The sequence below is a fragment of the Kitasatospora sp. NPDC018058 genome (assembly GCF_044327205.1).
GTDB lineage: Bacteria > Actinomycetota > Actinomycetes > Streptomycetales > Streptomycetaceae > Kitasatospora.
The window spans coordinates 86,105-109,125 of the sequence record NZ_JBIRFA010000006.1 but is presented as its reverse complement, the minus strand read 5'-3'; the positions used below and the strand labels follow the sequence as shown (position 1 = coordinate 109,125).

Below are 23,021 nucleotides of genomic sequence, written 5' to 3'. Positions count from 1 at the left end.
ACGGACGGCTCCTACGCGAGCGAGGTGCTGGGCATTCGCTCCTCGACCAGCCGCGCGATCGCCCGCAGGTCGGGCTGGCGCAGCAGCAGGGCGGCGCGCAGCCGCACGCCGTACTCCCCCTCCAGGGACTCCAGCAGGCGGGCGGCGGCGAGCGAATTCCCGCCCGACGCCAGGAAGTTGTCGCCCGGACCGAGGTCGGCGCGGCCGATCAGCTCGCGGCAGAGCTTCAGCACGGTGCGCTCGACCGGGGTGTCGCCCTCCTCGACCTCCGAGACTCCCGAAGCCCCCGAGACTCCCAAGGCCCCCGCGCCCGCGGCGACCGGCGGCTCGGCGGCGAGCAGCGCCGCGCGGTCCACCTTGCCGTTGGCGTCCAGCGGGTAACGGTCGACCAGCCGGACGACCGAGGGCACGGCCTGCTCGGGCAGCCAGGGCCGCACCGCGCCCAGCAGGGCCTCGGCCTGCGCACCGTCCTCGGCCTGGACGAAGGCCACCAGCCGGGCGCCGCCCGTCGCCGCGGCCTCGGCGGCGACCACGGCCCGGCGTACCCGCGGGTCGCGCTCGAAGGCGGCCTCGACCTCGGCGGGTTCGATCCGCACTCCGCTGACCTTGACCTGGTCGTCCAGACGACCGTGGAACTCCAGCACGCCGTCGGCGCGCATCACCACCCGGTCGCCGCTGCGGTAGAGCCGGTCGATGCCGTCCACGCCGGGCGGCACCTCGACGAAGCGGCGGGCGGTCAGCTCGGGGTCGAGGTAGCCGGCCGCCAGGCCCCGGCCGCCGATCCGCAGCTCGCCGGCCACTCCTCTGGGCACCGGGCGGCCCTGCTCGTCGGTGACCAGGACGACCGCGCCCGGGACGGGCAGTCCGATCGGCGGCGCGCCGTCCCCGTGGTCGCCGCCGGGCGCCATGGTGTGCACGGTGGTGGTGACGGTGGCCTCCGCGGGGCCGTAGGCGTTGTGGACGGTCGCGGTGACGTCCGGCCCGGGGGCGCGGCGCAGCCGGTCGCCGCCGACGGTCAGATGGCGCAGCGCCAGCCCGGCGGGCCAGGGCCGGCCGAGGACGGGTTCGGCCAGCGGGGTGGGCAGCACGGTGACGGTGATCCGCGCCTCGCGGAGCCAGTCGGTGAGCGCGCCGGAGTCCCACCGGACGGCCTCGGGGGCGACGACCAGCGCGGCACCGGAGGTGAGGCCGGCCCACAGCTCCATCAGGTGCGGGTCGAAGGCGACCCCGATCAGCAGGCTGTGCCGGGCGCCGGGACCGAGGTCGGTCAGTTCGCGGTACCAGTGCAGCAGCGCGCCGAGCGCCGGTTCGGTGACGGCGACGGCCTTGGGGGTGCCGGTGGAGCCCGAGGTCAGCACCGCGTAGTGGGTGCCGACCGGGACGGCGGCCTGATCGCCGGAGGCCAGCACGGCCTCCACCACGCCGGTGGCGGGCAGGTCCAGCGACAGCCGCTCGCCGCCGGCCGGCAGGACGGCCGGCTCGCCGACCAGGCAGGACGGCCGCAGCTGCTCGGCGACGGCCTGCAGCCGCCGCTCGCCCGGGCGCGGGCCGAGCGGCAGGTGGACGGCGCCGAGCTTGGCGGCGGCCAGGGTGACGGCGACCAGCGCGGCCGAGTGGCCGAGGCAGACGCCGAGCAGGTCGCCCTTGCCGACCCGGCCGCGCAGGGTCTCGGCGACGGCCTCGGCGAGGCGGTCGAGCTCGGCGTAGCTGTAGCTCTGCTCGCCGTCGATCAGGGCGGGTGCGTGCGGGGTGCGGTGCACCCAGCCGGTGAACAGGTCAAGGACCCCGCCGTCCCGGTGCGGACGGCCGTACCCGATGCTCAGGGATTCCATCATCGACTCCAGATAGGTGACTAGTCGTCAGTTCAAACCCATGGAACGGGCAATGATCACCTTCTGGACCTCGGAGGTACCTTCGATGATCGTGGTCATCCGGACATAGCGGTACAGGAACTCCAGCGGGTGGCCGCGCACCCAACCGGTGGCGCCGTGCACCTGGAGCGAGCGGTCCACGGCGCGCACCGCCGTCTCGGAGGCGGTGAGCTTGGCGAGTGCCGCGTTCTCGGGCGCCTCGGTGCCCTCGTCCACCAGCCGGGCGCAGGCGAGGGTGAGCAGTTTGGACGCCTCCACCTCGGCGCGGGTGGTCACCAGGTGCTCCTGCACGTGCTGGTACTCGCCGATCACCCGGCCGAAGGCGCGCCGCTCGCGGGCGTACTCGACGCCGGCGCGCAGCGCGTACTCGGCGATGCCGTTGCACATCGCGGCGACCACCAGACGGCCGCGGGAGAGGCTGTCCATGGCGAGGGCGGTGGCCGCCGCGATGCCCTCCTCGCCGCCGATGACGGCCTCCGAGCCGACGCTGACCCCATCGAGCAGCAACTCGAACAGCGGCTCGCCGGACATGCCCTCGTAGCGCTGGCCGATCCGCAGCCCCGGTTGGTCCATCGGCAGCACGAAGGCGGTGGCCCCGGCGGTGGGCCCGGCGCCGTCGCCGAGGTCGGTGGCGGCGACCACCAGCGCGATCCCGGCGTGCTCGGCGTTGCTGACGAAGGTCTTGCGCCCGTTCAGCACCCAGCCGTCACCGGTGCGCACGGCGGTGGTGGTGAGCCGGAACGCGTCCGAACCGGCCTGCGGCTCGGTCAGCGCCAGGCAGCGGGTCTGTTCGCCGCGCACCAGCGGGACGAGGTGGCGCTCGATCTGCTCGGGGGTGCCGTGCCGCAGCAGCGGGCTGGGGCCGTCGGAACCGGCCAGCGCGTACGGGGCGAGCACGCAGCCGCTGCGCCCGGCGGCGTGGTGCAGCAGCACGACGGCAGTGAATGGCATGTCGGCGCCGCCGAGTTCCTCGGGGTAGTCCCCGGCGTAGAAGCCGAGCGCGGCGGAGCGCTTGCGCACATAGGCCCGCAGGTCGGCCGGGACCTGGTCGGCGGTCTCGGGCAACTCGGCGGCGAGCGGGACGAGTTCGCGGCGCACGAAGCTCTCGAAGGCGTCGACGAGTTCGCGGTGGCCGGCTTCGAGGACGGCGGAAGGGGCACTCACTTGGAGCCTCCGGCGAGGACGCGGGCCTGGTCGGCCAGCACGGCGTGGCGGAACAGGGTGCGCAGCGGCGGGCGGCTGCCCAGGTGCGGCTCCAGGAAGGCGGCCAGCTGGGCGGCGAGCAGCGAGTGGCCGCCGACCTCGAAGAAGTGCGAGTCGGCGGTGAAGCGGTCGTGGCCGAGCACCTCGCGCCAGGCGGCGGCGATCAGTTCCTGGCCGGGGTCGGCGAAGGCACTGGGCGCGCTCTCCTGCTGCTCGGGGGTCTCGTCGGCGAACCGGGCGAGGGCGGCGCGGTCGGGCTTGCCGCCGGGCAGGGTGGGCATCGAGGGGACGGCTGTCCAGGTGGCGGGGACGAGTCCGCCGGGCAGCCGGCGGGCCAGCGCCGCGTGGAGAGCGGCCTGGTCGGGGCGGTCGGTGCCCTCCAGGAAACCGACCAGGCGGGGGCCGGTCTGCGGGTCGGTGTGCAGCAGCACCGCGCAGGAGCGGCCGCCGAGTTCGGTGGAGGCCGCGGCCTCGATCTCCTCCAGTTCGATCCGGTGGCCGCGCAGCTTGACCTGGTTGTCGGCGCGGCCGAGGAACCGCAGTCGGCCCTCGGTGTCGCGGTAGCCGCGGTCGCCGGTGCGGTAGACCCGGGCGCCACCGAGTGCGGGGACGGTGGTGAAGCGGGCGGCGGTGGGCTCCGGCAGGCCGACGTAGCCCTCGGCCAACAGGTCGCCGCCGACGACGAGTTCACCGACACAGCCGGCCGGGAGCGGGCGCAGGGTCTCGTCCAGGACGTGGATCCGCACGCCGTCGATCTCGGTGCCGAGCGGGATCTCGCCGTCCTCGGCGACGTCGGCCTCGGTGACCCGGTGGACGGTGGAGGTGACGGTGGCCTCGGTGACGCCGTAGGCGTTGAGCACGGTGGTGGACTCGGTCAAGCCGGTCAGCGCGCGGGCGGGCAGACGCTCGCCGCCGAGGACGAGCAGCCGGGGCGTCCAACGGCCGTCCCGCAGCGCCTCGCGCAGGTCCTCGCGCACGCCCAGCAGGTAGCTGGTCGGCAGGTTGGCGACGGTGACGCCGCGGGCGGCGAGCACGGCGACCAGCTCGGGCCCGGTGGGCACCTCGCGCTGCGGCAGCACGAGCGCGGCGCCGACGGCGAGGGCGGGCAGCACCTCCTCCAGTGCCACGTCGAAGGACGGCCGGGCGAACAGCAACACCCGGTCGGCGGACGTGAGTTCGTAGCGGGCCGCGATCGCGGCGACGTACCCGGCGAGCGCCTCACGGCCGACCAGGACGGGCTTGGGCACACCGGTGGAGCCGGAGGTGTGGATGACGTAGGCGGCGCCCTCCAGCACGGCGGCGGGCTCAGCCTTCGGGAACGCGGGGCCGTCCAGCAGCGCCGGGGTGACTCCCTCGGCGGGCAGCGCGAGCGCGCTCTGCCGGGTGGCCAGGACCAGCGCGGGGGCGAGTCGCTCCAGCAGCAGGCCGAGCCGGGCGGCCGGGTCCTCGGTGGACAGCGGCGCGTAGACGGCGCCGAGGCGCAGGCAGGCGAGCAGGGCGACCACGCTGTCGGTGCCGCGCGGCAGCACGGCGGCCACCGGCTGGCCGGGGGTGACCCCGGCGGCGCGCAGCCGGTCGGTCAACTCGCCGACCCGGCGGTCGAGTTCGCCGTAGCTGAGCCGCTCGGTGCCGGCCAGCAGGGCGAGCGCGGTGGGGTCGTGGGCGGCGGCCGGGTCCATCCCGGCCGGGGTGACCGGGGCGGCGGGCTCGGCCTCGGCCGTGGGGGCGAGCTCGGCGAGCGGCGCCTGCGGCCGGTCGAGGTAGCACCGCAGCAGCTCCAGCAGGCGGTCGGCCAGCAGCACGGCCCCGGCCTCGCCGAAGAGGTCGGCGTCGTAGTCCCAGACCAGGGTCATCCCGGCGGCGCCGTGCTTCTCGCCGACCACCCGGCGGTCGTCGGGCAGCAGCACCAGGTCGAGGTCGAAGCGGGTGGTGCCGGTGTTGAAGCCCTCGTAGAGCGAGACCTCCAGGTCGGGTGCCTGGACGTCGGGCAGCGCGGCGTCGTGCGCGCTGAACATCACGTTGAACAGCGGGTTGTCGGCGCCGCCGGTGTGCAGCCCCAGGCGGCGGGTCAGCTCCTGCACCGGCAGGTCCTGGTGCGGCAGGGCGCGCAACAGGACGTCGGTGGCCTCGTCCACGGCTTCGGTGCCGGGGGCGGCCGGGTCGAGCCGCAGGCGCAGCGGCACGGTGTTGACGAACATGCCGACGGTGCTCTCGAAGCCCTCCGGCCGGTTGCCGACGGCGGTGCCGATGACGAGTTCGCGGTGGCCGCTGTGGCGGCGCAGCAGTTCCGCGAACAAGGTGAGCAGGGTGCTGAACGGGGTGTGGCCGTCGGCCTTGCTGCGCTCGCGCAGCCGCTCGGCGAGGTCGGCCCCGATCGACTGGCGCAGCTGCCCGCCGCGGTGGCGGCGCTCGACGCCCGGCTTGGCCAGCCCGGGAAGGGTGACCTCGCGCGGGGCGTCGGCCAGCTCCCGGGTCCAGAAGGCGAGAGCGCGCTCACGGGCGTCGGGGTCGACCGAGCGGCGGGCGTGCTGCTCGTACGAGGGGGCGGCGGGCAGCTCGTACGGCTGGTCGAGGACGTGGGCGCGGTAGACGGTGAACAGGTCGCGCAGCAGGATGGCGAAGGAGTGGCCGTCGTGGACGAGGTGGTGCTCGACGTGGATCAACCGGTGGTGGTCCTCGCCGAGTCGGACCAGGTGCCAGCGCAGCACCGGGGCGCACTCGGTGTCCAGCGGCTCCTCGGCCTCGGCGGCGAGCAGCCGGCGGAAGGCGGCCTCCGGATCGGCCTCGGCGCTGAAGTCGCTGTGGCGCAGCACCGGTTGGCAGTTCTCGGCGACCCGCTGGCCAGGCAGGCCCTCCGCTCGGGCGACCAACTCCAGCCGCAGGCCCGGGTGGTGGCCCAGGACTGCGGCGAGGCCTGCGTGCAGCGCGTCGCGGTCGAGGGTGCCCCACAGGTCGAGCACGGCGGTGAAGTTGTAGGCGCGGCTGCCCGGCAGCATCTGCTCGTGCAGCCAGACGATCTCCTGCGAGGGAGAGAGTGCGAACATGGGTGATTCCCTTGTGTGGTGGGCGTGTTGGCACTGCGGTGACCGGGCGCGGGTGTGGGGTGGTCCCGCGGCGGCCGGTGGGGGCCGGGCCGCACCGGGGTGAGGGTGCGGCCCGAGGTTCGAAGGGACTGGCCTGTCTGAAGGGACTGGCCTGCCGGAAGGGGGTGGCCCCGCTGGAAGGGGCTGGGCCTAGGAGAGGTGGTGGCGCAGCACGGCGAGCAGCTGTTCGAAGGCGGCCTCGGCGTCCGCGGCGGGGAAGCGCTCGCTGTCCCAGGCCAAACGGACCAGCAGCTCGTCACCGTGCGCGGCGGCGACGGCCAGTGGCGCGGCGAGCGGCCGTCCGGCGAGGTGGACCTCCCGGCCGGGGACGCCGCCGAGCACCAGCGGCGGGCGCCGCTGGAGGTCCTCCAGGGTGAGCATCGCGTCCAGCGCGCCGGACCAGCGGGAGCCGGCGGCCCGGGCCGCGCGCACCACCTCGTCGAAGGGGGTGCCGGCGTGGTCGAGGTCGTCCCACCAGTCGTCGCAGAGCGCCTCCAGGTCGGCGGCGGGTTGCGTCGGCACGGCGTGCACCAGGGTGTTGAGGAAGCAGCCGAGCGCGGCGGGCGCGCCGGGCGGGCGGCCGCCCCACGGATAGCCGAGCGCCAGCGGGCCGTCCGCGCGGTGCAGCCGCTGGGCGGCGGCGCCGACGGCGTCCAGCAGGGCGGGGAAGACGGCGCTGCGGGCGGCGCCCTCGGCGGCGGGTAGCCGCTCGGTGAGCATGCCGGTGGCCGTGGCCGCGCCGCCGCCGGCCCCGGTCAGGGCGCCGAGCCGGCGCCCCCAGTGGGCCTGGGCGGCCTCGCCGGCGGCGGCCTCCTCGGCGGCCAGCTGGAGTTCGACGGCCTCCCGGAAGTCGGCCAGGACCTGCGGGTCAGGGCCGGGCGCGGGCGACTCGTCTCGCCGGTAGGCCTCGGTGAGTTCGCCGACGAGCACCCCGAGGGACTGTTCGTCGCAGGCCGCGTGGTCCAGCGCGAGGGCGAGCAACTCCTCGTCCCCGTCCGGCTCCTGGGCGATCAGCAGGCGCAGCGCGGGCCCGTCGAGGGGCCAGTCCAGCAGGGCCGCGCGCAGCGCAGCCTCGGCGGCGCCGCCGCTGAGGGTTCCGCCGCTGGGGGTTCCGCCGCCAGGGGTTCCGTTCGGTGCGACGGCGATCCGGGCGACCTCGACCGAGGGCCCGCCGGCCCGCAGCACGGGTGTACCGCGTACGGTGGCGAAGCCGCCGCACAGTGCGGGGTGGCGGGCGGCGACCGCGGCGGCCGCACGCCCCAGCCGGGCCAGGTCGAGGGTGCCGCGCGGGTAGGCGAAGAACAGCGGGACGATGTCGGAGCGGATCAGCGGCGCGAGTCGGCGGGTGATCAGGAACCGCCGCTGGGCGCCGGTCAGCGGGAGCAGCTCCACCGGGGAGTCGGCGGCGGCGGAGCGGTACCGGGCGAGGTAGGCGGCGGTGATGCTGGCGTGCACGGAACGGTCTCCGGTTTCCGGTCTCGGCTCGGGTGCTCGGTCAGGGGTCAGGGGTCAGGAAGTGGTCGGGCTCGCAGTAGGCTGCTCGGCGGTCTCGGCACTCTCGGCGCGCTCGGTACTCTGGGCGTGCTTGGCGTGCTGGGCGTCCTGGGCTTCCGTGGCCGCAGCACCCTGGACCTCCACGGGCGCGGTGGCCCCGGCTTCCGCCTTGGGCAGGTCGCGCATCCGCCGCAGCGGCGACAACAGCAGCGGCACCGGCACCAACAGGAATCCCGCCGCGCAGAGCCACAGGGCGGCGCGCGGCCCGGCCCGGTCGGCGACGAGCCCGCCACCGAGGGCGCCGATCGGCATGGTGCCCCAGACCAGGAAGCGCATGGTGGCGTTCATCCGCCCGAGCAGCTCGGGCGGGCAGACGCTCTGCCGGAAGCTCACCTGGGCGACGTTGTAGGCCACCGCACCGAACAGCACCACGCCCGCGGCCAGACCGAACAGCCATGCGCCCGCGCCGCCCTCGGACAGCGGCCACAGCACCGCGAACGGCGCGGTCACCACGGTGGACAGCCAGATCAGCCGGGCCTGCCCGACCCAGCGGGACAGCTGCCCCGCGCACAGCGCGCCCGCCAGTCCGCCGAGGGCGGAGGCCGACAGCAGCGCGCCGATGGCGCCGGGTGACAGGTCGAGAACCCGTACCCAGAACACCGTCTGCACGGCCATCAGCACGGCGGCGAACAGGTTGGACACGGCGGTGGCGGTGGCGATCGCCCGCAGCAGCGGGTGCCCGAGGACGAACCGCACACCCTCGGCCACCTCGGCCCGCAGTGAGCGCCCCGGCTCGGGCTCCGGCCGCGCCTCCTCGACCCGGATCCGGGTGAGCAGCAGCGCGGAGGCGAGGTAGCCGCAGGCGTCCGCCACGATGGCGAGCGGCGCGCCGAGCAGCTGGACCAGCCCGCCGCCCAGGCCCGGCCCGGCGATCTGCGCCGAGGACCGGACCGTCTCCAGTGCCCCGTTGCCGCCGACCAGTCGCTCGCGCGGCAGGACGGCGGGCAGGAACGACTGGTGGGCCACGTCGAAGAACACCGTGGCCACCCCGGTGACCAGCGCGACCAGGTACAGCTGCGGCATGGTCAGCACCCCGAGCGCCGCCGCCGGCGGGATCGAGCCGACGGCGATGCAGCGCACCACGTCGGCGCGGATCAGCACCGGGAGCTTGCGCATCCGGTCCAGCCAGGCCCCGGCGGGCAGGCCGACCAGCAGGAAGGCGGCGGTCTCGGCGGCGGTCAACAGGCCGACCTCGAACGGTGTGGCGTCGAGCACCACCACCGCCACCAACGGCAGGGCGACCAGGGTGACCTGGCTGCCCGTCTGGGCCGCCGCGGCTCCGGCCAACAGGAGCCGGAAGTCGCGGTGGTCGAGCAGACGGGCCTGGCGGGGGCGAAGCATCTCGTTCATCAATGCGACTCTCGGTCACCTCTTCGATACGCGGCAACCGGCGGAACCGTTTCCAGACGAACCGCAGGTCGGCAGGATCCCGCCACTGCCCTGACCTGCTCTTGCTCCTCCCTTACGGCCCCTTATGCCCCGGCGCCGATCCGCCGCGACGCCGCACCCGCCCGTTACCCAAGGCAGCGCGGCCCGACAGGGGATCCGCACCGCCCACGGGAGCAGCGGTCCATTTCGCCGTCCGATATTCGGACGTCTGGTTTCCGGCCACCGGAGGACGTCACTCAACTTGGCCGGATTTTATGGAGCACTCACCTTCCGTAACTTCATCGTGATATCAGCGTGACCGGGCTGAGCCGTGAAACACGTGTGCGATCGGCGCCCCGGTGTGCGCTGCGGCGGGTCACCTTGTCGCCGTTCGGCGGGTCACCCCGCGTCCGTTCGGCCGGTCACCCCGTCGCCGTTCGGCTGGTGACGGCGAGCACCGCCATGTCATCGTCGCGCGGCCCACCCGTCCACCGCGCCACGTCCGCCACCAGCGCGTCCAGCACTTCCCCCGGCCCCGCGAACGGACCGAGCGGGGCCAGCCCGAGCACCGGGTCGTAGAACTCCCCCGCCGAATTCCGGGCCTCGGTCACCCCGTCGGTCACCAGCAGCAGCGTGCACCCCGGCGGGAACGCCCGGGTCTCCGGTTCCGGCCGCGCCACGCCCAGGGCTCCCATCCCGAGCGGCAGCCCCGGGTCGGCCGCGTCCCACCGGCACACCGTCGGCCCACCGCCCAGCAGGTACGGCCCGGGGTGCCCGCAGTCCAGCGTGCGCGCGAGCGCCTCCCCCGGCGGGAACTCCACCAGCAGCGCCGTGATGAACCCCTCCAGTCGCACTTCCTCGCTCAGCTGGGCGCTCTCCCTGGTCAGCGAGCGCTCCAGGCCGTCAGCGAGCACGACGAGGTCCGGCGCGCGGTGCGACTCCTCGCGGAACGCGCCCAGCAGCACCGACACCGCCCCCACCGCGTGCAGCCCCTTGCCCCGCACGTCCGCGATCAGCACCCGCACGCCGTACGGGGTCGCCTGCAGCGCGTAGGCGTCCCCGCCGATCAGCGCCTCGTCCTGGGCCGCCCGGTAACAGGCCGCGACCTCCAGTTCCCCCACCCGCCCCGGCGGCGCCGGCAGCACCGCCCGCTGCGCCGCCTCCGCCACCGACCGCACCCGGGCCAGCCGCCGCCCGTGCCGCGACACCACCCGGTTCACCCCGACCCCGAGCAGCGCCGCGAACAGCGTGTTGAACAGCTCCAGATAGCCGGCCCGGGTCCCGATCGACCCGTCCTGCGCGGACAGCAGCAGGATCCCGGTCACGTTCGCCACCGCGACGGCCACCGTGTCCCGCAGCGTCAGCAGCGCTCCCGCCAGTACGGCGGCCGCCGCCAGCAGCGGATCGCCCCAGTAGGCGGTCGGTTCCAGCGCGTTCCACACCAGCCCGCCGACGATCAGCAACCACGGCGCGACCCGCACGTACGGCGGCCACTGCGCGGACCTCGGGGCCATCGGCGACCTGGCTTCCGTCTCGCCATCCACTCGGAAGGGGTGCTTCCGATCGTAGGCACTGCGCGCGTCCCGCGCAGCCCCCTACCGATCCCACCCGAACCGCTCCGCCCCCTCCCCCGCCAGCAGCCCGCGCGGCACCCGCCGCCCGTACGCCACCAGCAGCAGGTGCTCCGCCCGGCCCTCCACCACCGAGCGCCCTTCCCCGTACGACCACTCCACATCCGTCGCCCGCAGCCGCACACCCTCCAGCCGGGCGCCGAAGAAGCGCACGCTCCGCGCCGAGACCGCGCCCAGCAGCGCGGCGGCGCGGGGCAGCGGGAGGCGCGCGGGCATCCCGAGGGCCACGGTGATGTCGAGACCGTGGACCGCGTCATGGGCGAGGCCCGCGATCCGGCCGCCGACCGGGGGCCGCCAGGGGTGCCGCGCGTGGTCGGCCAGGGCGGCGGACAGCTCACGGTCGGTGAGGGCGGCAGCGTCCCGGCGGGCGACGCGGTCCGCCATCCGATGGATGTTCCCGCCGGAGCGGGCCAGCTCCCAGGCCGTCCGAGCCTTGGAGTGCCGGAAGCCGGTGCTCATGTGGGCGGCCACCTCCCGTACCCGCCAACCGTCGCACAGCGAGGGCGAGTTCCACTGGTCCGCCGTGAGGCCGGCGAACACCCCGGCGAGTTCCCGTCGCTCCGCCGCGATCTGCTCGCGGATCCATTCCACACCCTGGTCCTGCCGCACGCTCTCCATGCCCCTCAGCCTGCAGTGCCCGCCGTCCGCACGTCCAAGACCAGGCAGTTCTGCCACCTATGATCAACAGTTATGGAACTCCGGCAGCTCCAGTACTTCGTCACCGTCGCCCAGCACGGCAGCTTCACCCGGGCGGCCGAACTGCTGCACCTGAGCCAGCCCGGAGTGAGCGCCCAGATCCGGCAGCTGGAAAGGGAGTTGGGGCACCCGCTGCTCGATCGCTCGGGCCGCACCGTCCGGCTGACCCGGGTCGGCGAGGCGGTGCTGCCGCACGCCCGGGCCGCACTCTCCGCAGCGGCGGCCGCCCGGCAGACGGCGCAGGAGTTCGGCGGGCTGCGGCGCGGGCACGTGCGGCTCGGCATGGTCGCCGGTGCGGCGCTCACCCCGCCGTCCGCTCTGGGCACCTTCCCGGGGCTCGCCACCACGCTCGCCGCCTTCCGCCAGGAGCACCCCGGCATCGACTTCTCACTCGCCGAGGACACCACCGCACGGATGCTGGCCGCCCTGCGTGAGGGCAGGCTGGACCTCGGCGTGATCGGCCTGCCGACCGCCGCGCGCGGGCAGGAGGGAGACGACGGCTGGACGAGCCTCACCGGGCTCGACCTGCACACCGTGCTGGAGACACCGCTGGTCGCGGTGTGCCCCGAGGACCATCCGCTCGCCGCCGCCCCGGACGTTCCCCTGCCCGTCTCCGCGCTCGCCGGGCACGCCCTGGTGAGCACACCGCGCGGCACCGGTCTGCGGACGGCCCTGGAACGCGCCCTCGCCGAGGTGGGGGCGAGCCCGACCGTGACCGTCGAGGCCGCCGCCCCACCCCAGTTGGCCGAACTCGCCGCGCACGGGCTCGGCGTGGCGGTGCTGCCGGACCCGGGGCCCTCCCCCGATCTGCGGATCCGGCAGCTCACCGACCCCGTCCCACGCGTGCGGATCGCCCTGGCCTGGCCGAGCGGGCGGCGGCCGGCACCGCCGACCGCCGCCCTGCTGGACCATCTGCGCGCCGCCTACCCGGGACCTTGACGAACCCCTACCCGGCCGCCGCCGCGCCGTCGCCGACGTGCAGCACGGCGGCCGCCCCACGGAGGGTCGAGCGGTCGAAGCGGTAGCCCTGCTGCGGGACCGTGTCGGCACGGGCACGGGCTTCGCCGAGCGCCGAGGCCGCCACCAAGCCCCATGCCCTGTCCGGCCTCTGCAGCAGGGCCTCGTACGTCCCGGGCGCCGGCTCGCCCAAGCCGAGCGCCTCGCTGCGCCCGAGGCTCCCGGCGACGTAGACGTACCGCTCGCCCAGCAGCGGGCCGACGATGCGGCCCGCACCGTTCCAGCGGCAGTCCAGCTCCCCTCCCGCCCAGCTGCTCGGGGCCTGCTGGAGGTGCAGGTTGTGGGCGAACACCAGGGTCGGCCCGCGCTCCGCCTCGGCGGCGCGGATGTCGAGCAGGTTCTGCGCCATCAGCGCGTCCCGCAGCCCGAGCAGCCCGGCCACCCGGTCGCTCAGCCCGAGGCCCTGGATCGCGGCCTGCGCGTGGTAGCGCAGCAGCCCGATCCCGGCCCGCAGATGCGTCCCGGCCCGGAGCCAGTCGGCTCGCGAGCCTGCCGCGATCAACTCGGGCCCCCGTACGTACAGTTGGATCAGCATGTCGTCGGCGACGCGGCGCAGCGTCCCGGCCTCGGCCGTGGCGCCGGGCGAGCTCGCCGCGTCCAGTACCGCCTGCTCGCGGCTCCAGCGCTCGTCCTCGCCCGTCAACGCCGCGATGTCGACATCGAGTTGGAGGTAGTCGCGGGCGTGTTCGAGATAGCCGCGGGGGCTGGGGGCCATGGTGTTCTCGGTCGGGATGTCGAAGCCGTAAAAGGCCAGCCGCTCCCCGGGCTCCCGGTCGCGGTTGAACTCCCGCGTCCAGGCGACGAGTCGGCGGTTTCCGGGCTGGGTGCCGAAGCCGTGCGTGAAGCCCTCGGCCAGCACCGCGTCGAGGGTGCCCGGGCCGCCCTGAACGTAGTCGTCCACGGCGAGCGCGGCCACCCGGTCGGTCTCCAGGGCGATCGACCGGTAGCCCCGCTCGACCAGTCGGGCGAAGAGTTCGTTGCGGACCCGCCCGAAGGCCGGTTCCTGGTGCGTCGGCTCGCCGAGCGCCAGGAGTTCGCAGGAGGGGGTGAGGAAGTCTCTGATGTCCTGACTCATGGACCTCAAGCGTATCCTTGAAAGCTCGGTTGAGACTTTCAGTGACAGCACCGCTCAACTCTGGGGAAAAGTATCAAACGAGAGGCCAACACCACCATGCGCCCCGCCGACCTCGCACGCGAACACGGCCTCTCGACCCAGGCCGTCCGCAACTACGAACGCGACGGCTTCCTCCCGCCCGCCGAGCGCACCCCCAACGGCTACCGGATCTACACCGAACCGCACGCCGCCGCCCTGCGCGCCTACCTCGCCCTGGTCGCCGCGTATGGGCACGCCACCGGCGGCCGGATCATGACCGCCGTCCACGCCGACCGCCTCGACGAGGCCCTGACCGCCGTCGACCAGGGCCACGCCCAACTCCTGCGCGACCGCGAGACCCTCACCGCCGTCCGCCGAGCCGTCGACCACCTGACGGCCGAGCCCGCCGACCCCCGAGAACCCGCCGAGCACCGCCCGCGCATCCCCGGCCCGCTCAGCATCGGCGACCTCGCCCACCGCCTCGCCCTCACCCCCGCCACCCTGCGCACCTGGGAGGCCGCCGGCATCCTCACCCCACCCCGCGACCGCATCACCGGCCACCGCCGCTACAGCCCCGACGACGTCCGCGACGCCGAACTCGCCCATCTCCTGCGCCGCGGCGGCTACCCACTGCCCCACATCGCCACCGTGCTGGAGCAGGTCCGCACGGCGGGTGGAACGGACTCCCTGGCCGACACCCTCGACGCCTGGCACCACCGCCTCACCACCCGCGGCCGCGCGATGCTCACCGCCGCCACCCGCCTCGACGCCTACCTCGCCCTCAGGCCCGGCGGCCTCGCATAGCACCGAGGAGACCCCGCCCGACCAGGCGGCTCGGCGCACCTGCGACGGCGCGCTGTGCCTGGCGGCGGAGGAAGCGGCTCGGCCCTGACCGCGCGTCAGGGTTGGAGCCTGCTCGCACGACGGACGAGAACAGCCCTGAAGCAGGTCAATGAGCCGCCGTGACGCGCAGGTTGGCGAGCAGCCGGGTACCGTCCGCGCTGACCGCGAGCACCCGGCCGGTGCGGTGCCAGCAGGTGATCGCACCGCCGTGCGCCCGCAGGCCCATCGGCGTGGCCGCCGCCCCGGGCACGACGGCGGTGAAGGCGGCGCCGGCGGCCGCTCCGACGGTGACGCGCAGGCCGTCCTCGGACGGGGACGCGAACAGCCAGTGGGCGCCGTCCGCGGCGAGGATGACCCGGCCGGGGACGGTCTGTTCGGCCGTGCCGTTGCCGCTCCAGCGGAGCACGCTCCGGCCGGGGGTGTCGCTGGGCGTGGCGGCGAGCATGCGTCCGTCGGCGAGGGTCGCGGCACCCACGGCGTCGGTCGGGTTGACCGCCGTACGGGCGCGCAGCTCCCAGCCCGGCTGGTCCCAGCGCCACAGTTCGGTCAGTTCGGCGGCGAGGGCGCCGGCCCGGGTGTGCACCAGGGCCGCGCAGCTGTCGGGGGTGCGGGCGATCCGTCTCAAGGCGACCTGATCGCCGCCGAGTTCGCGGTGGACGACGGTCGGGCGCGGGGTGAGCGTGTCGAGCACGGCGATGCCGTCCTGGTCGACGGTGAGCAGATGGCGGCCGTCGTAGGAGGGGACGAGCTGACGTACCCGCAGCGCTGTCCAGCGTTCGACCTTGCGGGTGGCGAGGTCGAGCCGGAACAGCTCGCGGACCTCGCCGTAGCGGGCGACCAGCAGCGCGGTGCCGCCGTGGTCGGCGAGGACCAGCTGGGCGGCGGGCACGTCCCAGCGCGCGCGGGTGCGGCCGTCCGGGCCGATCAGTCGGACGCCTGCCTGGCCGCAGGCCGCCAGAACGGCTCCGCAGTCCAGGTGGGCCGCGTCCAGGACGGGCAGGGCGCCGGGGCGGTCGGCGGCGGTGACCAGCAGCGGGCCGCCGCCGGATCGGGCTGGTCGCGGCTTCGCCAGGTCGGCGGCGACCAGCGGGTCGGCGCGCTTCAACAGCCGGGTGTGGACGGCGGCGGCGCCGCGCGCGTCGCGGTGTCCGGCGAGCCCGTCGGTGCGGACCAGGGAGCGCACGGCGGCGGTGGCGAGTTCGCGGTCCAGGACCGGGTCGACGCACCGCAGGTCGGCGAGGGCGGTGAGGGCGGCGGCGAGGGCGGTACCTTCGGCGCCCTCCGCGGCGAACAGGGCCCGCGCAAGCTCCGCGACGTCCTCACCGAGGGCCAGCAGGTGGACCAGGGCGCGACCGCGCGCCGCCCCGCCCAGTTCCAGCGCCTCCCGCAGGTCGCCGACCAGCCCCGGGCGCAGCGTCTCGTCCGGCCAGGCGGCGTCGACCGCGCCGAGCCGATCGCCCGCCCGGCGGCGGTGCTCCGCCCAGGCGGTGCGCAGTTCGCGGGCGGACGCCGGGTCGCTCTCGCTGAGGCGCTCGACGGCGGCGGCGAAGGCGCCGCGCCGCTGGGCGATCCGTACCGCCCGCTCGCGCTGCCCGGCCCGCCACCAGAGCCGGACCACCAGCTCCGCCGCCAGCCCGCGCCCCTCGGCGAGTTCGGCGGCCTGCGTGGCACGGCCGTGCCGGTCCAGCAGGGCGACGGCCTCGGCGGGCGCGACCAGCAGGTCGGCGAGGACGTACGCGGCCTCGTCGATCCGCCCCTCCCGTTCCAGTGCCTCGGCGGCCTCCCGGTAGAGGTCGGTGAGGAGCTGGTGGACGGTCGGCCCGCTGATCGGCGAGGCCATCGGCGTCCCGTCGCGCTCCTGCGGGCTGGGCCGCAGCTCGCCCGCGTACCGGTCGGGCAGGCGCAAGGACAGCAGCCCCGACCGCGATGTGCCCTCGGCCAGCGGGAGGGCGTCGCGCAGGGCGTCCTCCCAGCGGCGCCGCTGGAACGAGCGGGTGAGCTGATTCAGGTAGCGGACGTGCCGTTCCTGGAACAGCGGACCGACGGGGGTGCGCAGGGCGAGCCTGGCCAGCCACTGTCCGCGCGGGCGCCGCGACGGGCGCTGTCGCGCCGCGGCGGTTCCGGCGCCGGCTCTGCGGGCGGCCGCCTGCGCCGGCCGGGCGGTACGAGCGGCGCGGGCACGCTCGGCGACGACCGGGATCCGCGGCAGCACGGACACGGCGACCCCGCAGGCCCCGAGGAGCGTCAGCAGGAGCAGTCCGCCGGCGAATCCCGTGGCGATGAGCCCGGCGACGCCGAACAGGAGGCACAGGAGGGCGGGGACGAAGAAGGACCACCACTCGCGTCCCCCGGCGAGCCCGCTCCGGACGATCCGGACACTTCGGCCAGTCCGGCCCTTACGGCCGTAACGGCCGCTCCGGGTTCGGGCGTACGGCACGACCGACAGACCGACGAGCGCGCCGATGCCGACCGGGAAGATGATCGGGACGCTGGCGAACCTGCCATAGGTGGTCAGCGCGAGGTAGAGCGCCAGGGCCACGACCACGCCGACGACGAGCAGCTGCCAGGACGGGCGCGTTCGCCCCGCCGTTCCGCGGCGCTCGCCCAGGAACCGTCCGGCGCGCTCGCTGGGCTCGGCGATGCCGGCCGCGGCCCGCAGGTCCATGGCGGGCGGGCGCGGGAGGTCGGTCTCAACCGGCTCCGCCACGGCGGGAGTTCCGACCGGCGCCAGCCGGTGGAGGGTGAGGCCGCTCAGGTCCAGCCAGTCCGACGGGTCCAACGTGCGCAGCTCGGGGATGACATGACGTTTCGTCACACCAGCCACAGTCAGGGCGACTTCACCCGAGGAGCCGCCCGACGCCCCGGCCGCGACCAGCGCCCCACCGGCAGCCCGCAGTGGCTCGCCGGGCGCGCGGTCGACGCGGATCCGGACCGGCTCGACCAGGGTCAACAGCCAGCGGCCGTCCGGCAGTTCGGAGAGCCGAGCGCCGTCCTGCCAGTGAGCGAGGGTGCGCTCGGCCGCCTCGGCGGCGCCGATCACCGGCACGTCGAGCACGAACCCGACCGCGTCGACGGGGGACGTCACGGGGGAACTCATCAGTCGGTACTCCTGATCACAGCGTGCGACCGCCCGCTGACCGCGTGGGCGACCACCACCCGGCCCGGGCGCGGTTCTGCGGCGATCAGCGGCAGCCGGGGGTGGACGGCGGGGGCGGTCGAGCCGCCGGACAGGCCGGTGAGCGTCCGGACGCCGTCGGCGCGGACGGCACGGACCAGCCCGGCGGCGGTGGTGCGGGTGATCAGCACGGGTTCGGTCCCGTCCTCGACCAGCCCGATCACCTCGTCCGCCCCGCCCCCGAGGACGATCCGCCGGCTCCCGTTCATGCCCTGCACCTCCCACTCCCGTCCGTCGGCGGACCAGCCGACCGAGCCCGCGCCGTGCACCAGGTGCGCCGCCTCGGCCGCCGCGCGCGGCACCGGGGCGGCCGACAGCCTGGGCTCGCGGGCCCGGCAGAACGGCCGCCCGCCCTCGGTGGAGACCACCGGCCCGTCGTTGCCCACCCGGCCGCCGGGGGCGATCCGCCGCCACTGGCCGGCCAGCGGCAGCAGGAGGTCGTCGCCCTCGCGCAGCAGCGGCAGCACGGGCTGTGCCATCAGCTCGGCGAACTCGGCGGAGCCGGCCCTGGGCAGATCGACGTCCACCGCCTTGACCGTGTAGCGGTCGGGGTCGCCCAGCGCGCGGCCGCTCACATGCAGCGTCAGCCGGTCAGCGTGGCTGTACAGCACCAGCAGCCGCCCGCCCTGGCGCCCGGCCGCGATGACCGGACCGGGCAGCTGGTGGCGGCGCGGCCGCGCGGCGCCGTCGACGGCTCCGCCGCCCGCCAGCCCCAGGGCGATCAGCACGAAGGACTCCCGGCCCCGGGTGAGCAGGGCGCTGGCGCCGGTGGTGAAGGCGGGCAGCGCGCCCCCGACGCCGGACAGCGGCGCGCTCAGGTCCGCCGAGTTGCCGAACTCGGCGCCGCGCAGGGCCCGTACCGCGATCCGCGCCGGGGGCAGCGGGAGTTCCACGGCCGGTTCGCCGTTCACCCGGACCCGGACCTGCCCGACCCCGTCGGCGTTCCAGGAGGCCTCCTCACTGACCACTGTCCGCCTCCGGGCGGGCAGTTGAGCCGCGAGGCGGGGCGAGGTGAGCAGCCAGGTCCGGGCGGCGGCGTCCAGCGCCCGCTCCGCGTAGCGGACGTCCTCGGGGGTGGGGTCGCCGTGCCGCCGGGCCTTGAGCCAGCGCGGCAGCAGCTCGGCGAGGTCGCCGCCGATCAGCTGCCCGGGCGGGTCCCCGAGCACGCCGACCAGCAGCTCACTGCCGTGGGCGGCGGCGCGTCGGTGCAGGACCAGCAGCGCGGCCAGCTGGACCAGCCGGGCGGCTCCCGCCTGCGCCGGACCGGCGTCCACCAGCGCGACGACCTGGCCCCGGCTGACCGGTTCGTTCAACTCGGGCGCCAGATGGAGCAGTTCGTTGTCGCTCCAGCGGCGCAGGAACTCCTCGGGGAACTCCTCGGCGAGCAGCCACTCGGAGGGCAGCAACTGCTCCGGCCGGCCGCTACGCGCCAGCCCGCCGTACCCGTCCGGCTCCCCCTCGGCCCCGGTGACGGACTCACGCTCGCCGATCAGCGCGTCCAGGCACCGCAGCAACGGGCCCAGCGCGGTGGCGAGTTCGGGCGTGAGCGCGGAGAGCGTCGCGGCCCACGGCGCGAGCGCGGTGGTCATGCCGGGGCTCCGTTGTCATCGCGCCGGTGCCGCTCGTCCGAGGACGCGAGGAAGGCGGCCCCCGGCTCGTCATGGAGCTTGTGGTGCCCGGTCCGGTCGATCATGCGCTCGGTCCCCCTTCGGCCGCGGTGGTGCCGTCCTCCTGAGCCGCGCCGCCCAGGAACGGGTCCAGCCCCGTCGGGTCGCAGCCGGGCGCCGGCGGGTCGGTGACCAGCGCGTGCCCGGGGACCAGCACGCAGAGCCGTTCCTCCGTCGCCCCGAGGGCCGCTCGCCACAGCGCGGCCGGCGGCTGGGGGCGGGCCGTGGTCGGGACCAGCACTCCGCCCTCCGAGCCGAGGTAGCGGGCGCCGTCGGCCCACGGCAGGTCCGCCACCTCGCCGAGGACCAGCAGCGCGCCCTCGTCGCCCGCCACCGCGAGTCGGCGACCGGACTGAATCCGGGACCGCGCCGCGGCCGCGAGGACGGGAACCGCAGACCCGAGGGCCAGCACGGCCACGGCCTCCAGCGGGGGTTCGCGGCGCTCCCAGCGGAGCGGAACACCGGTCACGAGGGTGCGACCACCGCGACCAGGCCCGCCCGGATGCCGGCCAGCGGTGCCGGCAGGTCCGCCGGGTCGAAGCCGGCGTCGATCTCGCGCAGTACGGCCTCCAGCCGCAGCCGGGAGTCCGGACCGTCCGGCAGCCCGCCGTGCTCGGCGAGCAGCGCGGCGCCGGTGCGCATCAGCCGTTCGGCGCGGGCGGCGGTGCTGCGGGAGAGCTCCTCGGCGGTGTGCGTCAGGCTGCGGTTGGCGGCCTGGTCGATCAGATCGGCCAGGGTCTCGCGGGCCAGGGTCTGGCTGTCGGCGGTGGGGGCGATCAGCGGGAGCACCCACAGGTCGCGGGCGGAGGCGGCGGTGCGGCCGTCGAGGACGGCGGCGGCCGCGACGAGGTTCTGGGAGCGGACGGCGCGTCGGTCGCTGATCGGCACGCCCGCCGCCCGCAGTCGGCGCAGGGCGGTGGCCAGCAGCGGGGTGACGGCGTCCAGGTCGCAGTCACGGGCGGCGGCGGCCAGCCGGTCGAGCGCGCCGAGCAGGTCTGCGGTGGCGCTGGGGGCGGCCGGGCGGCGGCCGGACTCCAGGAGCTCCTCCAGGCGGGCGTCCGCGACCGGCTCGACGAAGACCCGGGCGAGGAAGCGGTCGGCGAAGGCGGCCAGCGCCGGGTCCTCGGGCAGGTGGTTGGCGGCGCCGACGCAGATCCGCAGCGGGCTGGCGAGGGTGGTGCGGCCGCGCCGGAAGACCCGTTCGTTGAGCAGGCCGAGCAGGGTGTTGAGGACAGCGGTGGAGCCGAGGAAGATCTCGTCCAGGAAGGCGATCTCGGCCTCGGGCAGCATTCCGGCGGTCTCGAACTCGACCCGCCCCTCCCGGAGTCGGCGCAGGTCGACGGGGCCGAACAGTTCGTTGGGCTCGGTGAAGCGGCCGAGCAGGTACTCGAAGTACCGGCCGCCGAGCTGCGCCGCGACCCGCCGGACCGCCTCCGACTTGGCCGTGCCCGGGGCGCCGACCACCAACAGGTGCTCACCCGCGACCGCGCACAGCGCCACCACCTCGGCCACGGTCTCGCGCCCGACCATTCCCCTTCCGGCGGCGGCCACGGCGGCGGCTATCAGCTCGGCGTCGGAGGGCGAGGCGGCGGGGCCGGGCGTCGGGGCGGTGGTGATGGTCTCGGTCACGAGCACGGGAGTCTACGGCGGCCCGGGCGGCGCCTACCAGCGGGTTTCCGTTGGTGGGCCTCCAGGGCCTCCAGGGCCTCGCCGCGTCGGCCGGAGCGGTGCAGGGCGATCACGGACCGGCCGTGCGGGCCCTGATGGGTGCGGTAGCGGTCGACCGGGAATCACACTCCGTCAGTTCGGTTTCACGGCAGCGGTTCCCACCCGGCCGAGTGAGCGGTCGGGGAGGATGACGACGAAGAGCAGGGCCGCACCGCCGAGCATGAACAGCGCGAGGTGGTGCAGCCCGCCCGTGGTGGCGCCGTCCGGGAAGGAGGCGGCGGTCGCCGCCGAGGCCGCCATCGCGCCGAGGTACATGAAGGTGCGCAGTAGCCCGGCCGCGGCGGCGACGGCGGCCGGGTCGGCCTGGTGGTACAGGGCGCTCTGGTTGCCGAGTCCGATCAGCCCCTGCGGGATGCCGGCCAGGACGCCGACGGCGATCAGCAGTGCGACTCCACTGGTCGAACCCAGCAGCAACAGGGCGGCGCAGGCGGCCATTTGGAAGACCGATCCGATCACCAGCTTGCCACGCACGGCCGCACTGCGGCCGGTGACGGCGGCGGACGCGAGGCCGGTGAGCGAGAGCGGCAGCACGACCAGCCCGGCGGAGGCCGCGCTCAGGCCGCGCCCCTCCTCCAGCCACTGGGTGTAGCCGTAGAGGAAGGCGTAGGTGCCGGTGCTGCCGAGGACCTGGCGCAGATAGGTGGCGATCAGCGGACGGTTGCGGGCGAGCGCCCGCAGGTCGATGAAGGGGTTGCGGGTCCGCGTCTCGCGCACCGCGAAGCCGACGGCGGCCAGGACGGTGAGCACCGGCAGGTACCAGCGCGCGGTGCCGGGCTTCATCACGAACAGCATCAGCGCCAGCAGGAGGATCGCGAACAGCGCGATCCCGGCGTGGTCGAGCCGGTTCCCCCGGCCACGGCGCGGCGCCGTGGCGGGCAGGCGGGCGGCGCCGAGCGCCAGACAGGTCAGCGACAGCGGGACGTTGACGGCGAAGACCGTCCGCCAGCCGCCGAGTCCGATCAGCAGACCCCCGAGGGTGGGCCCGATCACCGCGACGGTCTGGCCGGCGACGGCGAGCACGGCCAGCACACCGGCGGGGCTGCTCTGCCCGGTCCGCTCGGCTTCGCTGCGGGTGAGGTGTATCGCGGCGGGGTAGGCGGCGGAGGTGCCGAGGCCGAGCAGCACCCGGGCGACGACCAGCGCCCCGAGCGAGGGCGCCAGCGCGCCGAGCACTCCGGCCAGACCGACCAGGGCCGTTCCGGCCAGGTAGAGCCGGCGCGGCCCGTAGTCGTCCACCAGCCGCCCGATCACCGGTTGACCGACGGCCGTGGCGAGGTAGAGCGCGGTGACCAGCCAGGCGGTCTCGGCGGGCGACGCACCGAAGGCGGCGCCGATCGGGACCAGGGCCACCGCGATCATCGAGGAGTTGATCGGGTTGAGCACCGAACCGAGCACCATCGGCGCGAGCAGCCGATGGTTGAACTCGGCGCCCGGGGTGGGCTGTTCATCGTGACGCTCGGGCAGCTGACCACCCGGCGAACAACGGCGGCCCCGGAGCCGGGCGAGCAGGGTCGACGGGCCGGTCATCGCCGGTTCAACCGATCGATCAGCGGCAACGCCTCCAGCACGGCGGCCCGCTCGGCCTCGGTGAACTCCTCCTGGAGGGCCCGGGCCAGCCACTCCTCACGCGCCCGACGGCTGTCCGCGATCCACGCCAGGCCCGCCTCGGTCAGACCGACCAGCTGGCGGCGGCCGTCCTCGGGGTCGGGCCGCCGCCCGACCAGCCCGTGCTCCTCCAGTGCGGCCAGGGTGGCGGCCATGGACTGCGGACGGACCCGCTCGGCGGCGGCCAGCGCGCTGGGCGAGGCCGGGCCCTCGCCGATCAGCCTGCTGAGCACGGCGGTCTGGGAGGGGGTGAGATCGCTGCCGCCCTGGATCTTCTCCAGGAGGGTACGGCGCAGCCGGCTGAAGACGGCGCGCAGTTCCCGGGCTGCCACGGCCGCGGAGTCCGCAAGGTCGGCGGGGTGCGTGGAGTCGGCGGGGGTTTCGAGGGCGGCTGGGGAGGTTCGCTTCTCGGTCACGGTTCCACGGTAATTTCATCAGTCTGGACTGTCCAGTCTCGCTGTATATTTTCCGTCGACGCCGGACTCCC

Annotated in this window: 16 protein-coding genes; 2 read left to right on the top strand and 14 right to left on the bottom strand. The window is 75.4% G+C overall.

The window, feature by feature from the left end; genetic code table 11:
* Positions 1-11: 11 nt before the first annotated feature.
* From ACH4E7_RS10480 to ACH4E7_RS10450, 7 genes are all read right to left on the bottom strand, one after another.
* Entirely contained in the window at positions 12-1,835 is a 1,824-nt protein-coding gene (locus ACH4E7_RS10480) for a non-ribosomal peptide synthetase (protein WP_396248616.1), read from the bottom strand.
* Between the two features lie 24 nt (positions 1,836-1,859).
* Positions 1,860-3,035 (bottom strand): acyl-CoA dehydrogenase family protein, encoded by a 1,176-nt coding sequence (locus ACH4E7_RS10475; protein WP_396248614.1) that lies wholly within the window; start codon positions 3,033-3,035, stop codon positions 1,860-1,862.
* Positions 3,032-6,118, bottom strand: coding sequence for an amino acid adenylation domain-containing protein (locus ACH4E7_RS10470; RefSeq protein WP_396248613.1), 3,087 nt, complete (start codon positions 6,116-6,118; stop codon positions 3,032-3,034). The genes ACH4E7_RS10475 and ACH4E7_RS10470 overlap by 4 nt, the downstream gene beginning before the upstream one ends.
* A 189-nt stretch (positions 6,119-6,307) precedes the next feature.
* Positions 6,308-7,612, bottom strand: coding sequence for a non-ribosomal peptide synthetase (locus ACH4E7_RS10465; RefSeq protein ID WP_396248611.1), 1,305 nt, complete (start codon positions 7,610-7,612; stop codon positions 6,308-6,310).
* Between the two features lie 54 nt (positions 7,613-7,666).
* Positions 7,667-9,061, bottom strand: coding sequence for an MFS transporter (locus ACH4E7_RS10460; protein WP_396248610.1), 1,395 nt, complete (start codon positions 9,059-9,061; stop codon positions 7,667-7,669).
* A gap of 440 nt (positions 9,062-9,501) precedes the next feature.
* A complete protein-coding gene (locus ACH4E7_RS10455; RefSeq protein ID WP_396248608.1) occupies positions 9,502-10,593 on the bottom strand; it encodes a PP2C family protein-serine/threonine phosphatase in 1,092 nt (363 codons plus the stop codon).
* Between the two features lie 81 nt (positions 10,594-10,674).
* Positions 10,675-11,328: a maleylpyruvate isomerase family mycothiol-dependent enzyme gene (locus ACH4E7_RS10450; RefSeq protein WP_396248606.1), complete on the bottom strand. Its 654-nt coding sequence runs from the start codon at positions 11,326-11,328 to the stop codon at positions 10,675-10,677.
* Between the two features lie 72 nt (positions 11,329-11,400).
* Here ACH4E7_RS10450 and ACH4E7_RS10445 point away from each other — a divergent pair, with 72 nt between their 5' ends.
* Entirely contained in the window at positions 11,401-12,345 is a 945-nt protein-coding gene (locus tag ACH4E7_RS10445; protein WP_396248605.1) for a LysR family transcriptional regulator, read from the top strand.
* 7 nt (positions 12,346-12,352) lie between these two features.
* Here the strand turns inward: ACH4E7_RS10445 and ACH4E7_RS10440 are convergent, their stop codons facing one another.
* Positions 12,353-13,498 carry an erythromycin esterase family protein gene (locus ACH4E7_RS10440; protein ID WP_396248604.1) on the bottom strand — a complete coding sequence of 382 codons (1,146 nt, stop codon included), beginning with the start codon at positions 13,496-13,498 and terminating at the stop codon, positions 12,353-12,355.
* A 96-nt stretch (positions 13,499-13,594) separates the two neighbouring features.
* Between ACH4E7_RS10440 and ACH4E7_RS10435 the strand changes: the two genes are divergently transcribed.
* The gene (locus ACH4E7_RS10435; protein ID WP_396248603.1) at positions 13,595-14,320 is read left to right on the top strand and encodes a TioE family transcriptional regulator; all 726 of its coding nucleotides are present in this window, start codon (positions 13,595-13,597) and stop codon (positions 14,318-14,320) included.
* Positions 14,321-14,465: 145 nt separating this feature from the next.
* Here the strand turns inward: ACH4E7_RS10435 and ACH4E7_RS10430 are convergent, their stop codons facing one another.
* From ACH4E7_RS10430 to ACH4E7_RS10405, 6 genes are all read right to left on the bottom strand, one after another.
* Positions 14,466-17,456 carry a bpX6 domain-containing protein gene (locus ACH4E7_RS10430; protein WP_396248601.1) on the bottom strand — a complete coding sequence of 997 codons (2,991 nt, stop codon included), beginning with the start codon at positions 17,454-17,456 and terminating at the stop codon, positions 14,466-14,468.
* Positions 17,456-19,123: a hypothetical protein gene (locus ACH4E7_RS10425; protein WP_396248600.1), complete on the bottom strand. Its 1,668-nt coding sequence runs from the start codon at positions 19,121-19,123 to the stop codon at positions 17,456-17,458. Before ACH4E7_RS10425 ends, ACH4E7_RS10430 begins: the two co-directional genes overlap by 1 nt.
* Positions 19,124-19,223: 100 nt before the next feature.
* A complete protein-coding gene (locus tag ACH4E7_RS10420) occupies positions 19,224-19,670 on the bottom strand; it encodes a hypothetical protein (RefSeq protein ID WP_396248599.1) in 447 nt (148 codons plus the stop codon).
* Positions 19,667-20,830: an AAA family ATPase gene (locus tag ACH4E7_RS10415; RefSeq protein WP_396248597.1), complete on the bottom strand. Its 1,164-nt coding sequence runs from the start codon at positions 20,828-20,830 to the stop codon at positions 19,667-19,669. The genes ACH4E7_RS10420 and ACH4E7_RS10415 overlap by 4 nt, the downstream gene beginning before the upstream one ends.
* A 171-nt stretch (positions 20,831-21,001) precedes the next feature.
* Positions 21,002-22,327 (bottom strand): MFS transporter, encoded by a 1,326-nt coding sequence (locus ACH4E7_RS10410; RefSeq protein ID WP_396248812.1) that lies wholly within the window; start codon positions 22,325-22,327, stop codon positions 21,002-21,004.
* Positions 22,328-22,452: 125 nt separating this feature from the next.
* Complete coding sequence (locus ACH4E7_RS10405; RefSeq protein ID WP_396248596.1) at positions 22,453-22,950, bottom strand: MarR family winged helix-turn-helix transcriptional regulator; 498 nt, start codon at positions 22,948-22,950, stop codon at positions 22,453-22,455.
* Positions 22,951-23,021: the final 71 nt, after the last annotated feature.

Excerpts from the sequence above, each read along its gene's own strand:
- ACH4E7_RS10480 (WP_396248616.1), bottom strand. The coding sequence starts at position 1,835 with ATGATGGAATCCCTGAGCATCGGGTACGGCCGTCCGCACCGGGACGGC.
- ACH4E7_RS10455 (WP_396248608.1), bottom strand. The coding sequence starts at position 10,593 with ATGGCCCCGAGGTCCGCGCAGTGGCCGCCGTACGTGCGGGTCGCGCCG.
- ACH4E7_RS10430 (WP_396248601.1), bottom strand. The coding sequence starts at position 17,456 with ATGAGTTCCCCCGTGACGTCCCCCGTCGACGCGGTCGGGTTCGTGCTC.
- ACH4E7_RS10425 (WP_396248600.1), bottom strand. The coding sequence starts at position 19,123 with ATGACCACCGCGCTCGCGCCGTGGGCCGCGACGCTCTCCGCGCTCACG.
- ACH4E7_RS10470 (WP_396248613.1), bottom strand. The coding sequence starts at position 6,118 with ATGTTCGCACTCTCTCCCTCGCAGGAGATCGTCTGGCTGCACGAGCAG.
- ACH4E7_RS10440 (WP_396248604.1), bottom strand. The coding sequence starts at position 13,498 with ATGAGTCAGGACATCAGAGACTTCCTCACCCCCTCCTGCGAACTCCTG.
- ACH4E7_RS10435 (WP_396248603.1), top strand. The coding sequence starts at position 13,595 with ATGCGCCCCGCCGACCTCGCACGCGAACACGGCCTCTCGACCCAGGCC.
- ACH4E7_RS10460 (WP_396248610.1), bottom strand. The coding sequence starts at position 9,061 with ATGAACGAGATGCTTCGCCCCCGCCAGGCCCGTCTGCTCGACCACCGC.
- ACH4E7_RS10410 (WP_396248812.1), bottom strand. The coding sequence starts at position 22,327 with ATGGTGCTCGGTTCGGTGCTCAACCCGATCAACTCCTCGATGATCGCG.
- ACH4E7_RS10445 (WP_396248605.1), top strand. The coding sequence starts at position 11,401 with ATGGAACTCCGGCAGCTCCAGTACTTCGTCACCGTCGCCCAGCACGGC.
- ACH4E7_RS10450 (WP_396248606.1), bottom strand. The coding sequence starts at position 11,328 with ATGGAGAGCGTGCGGCAGGACCAGGGTGTGGAATGGATCCGCGAGCAG.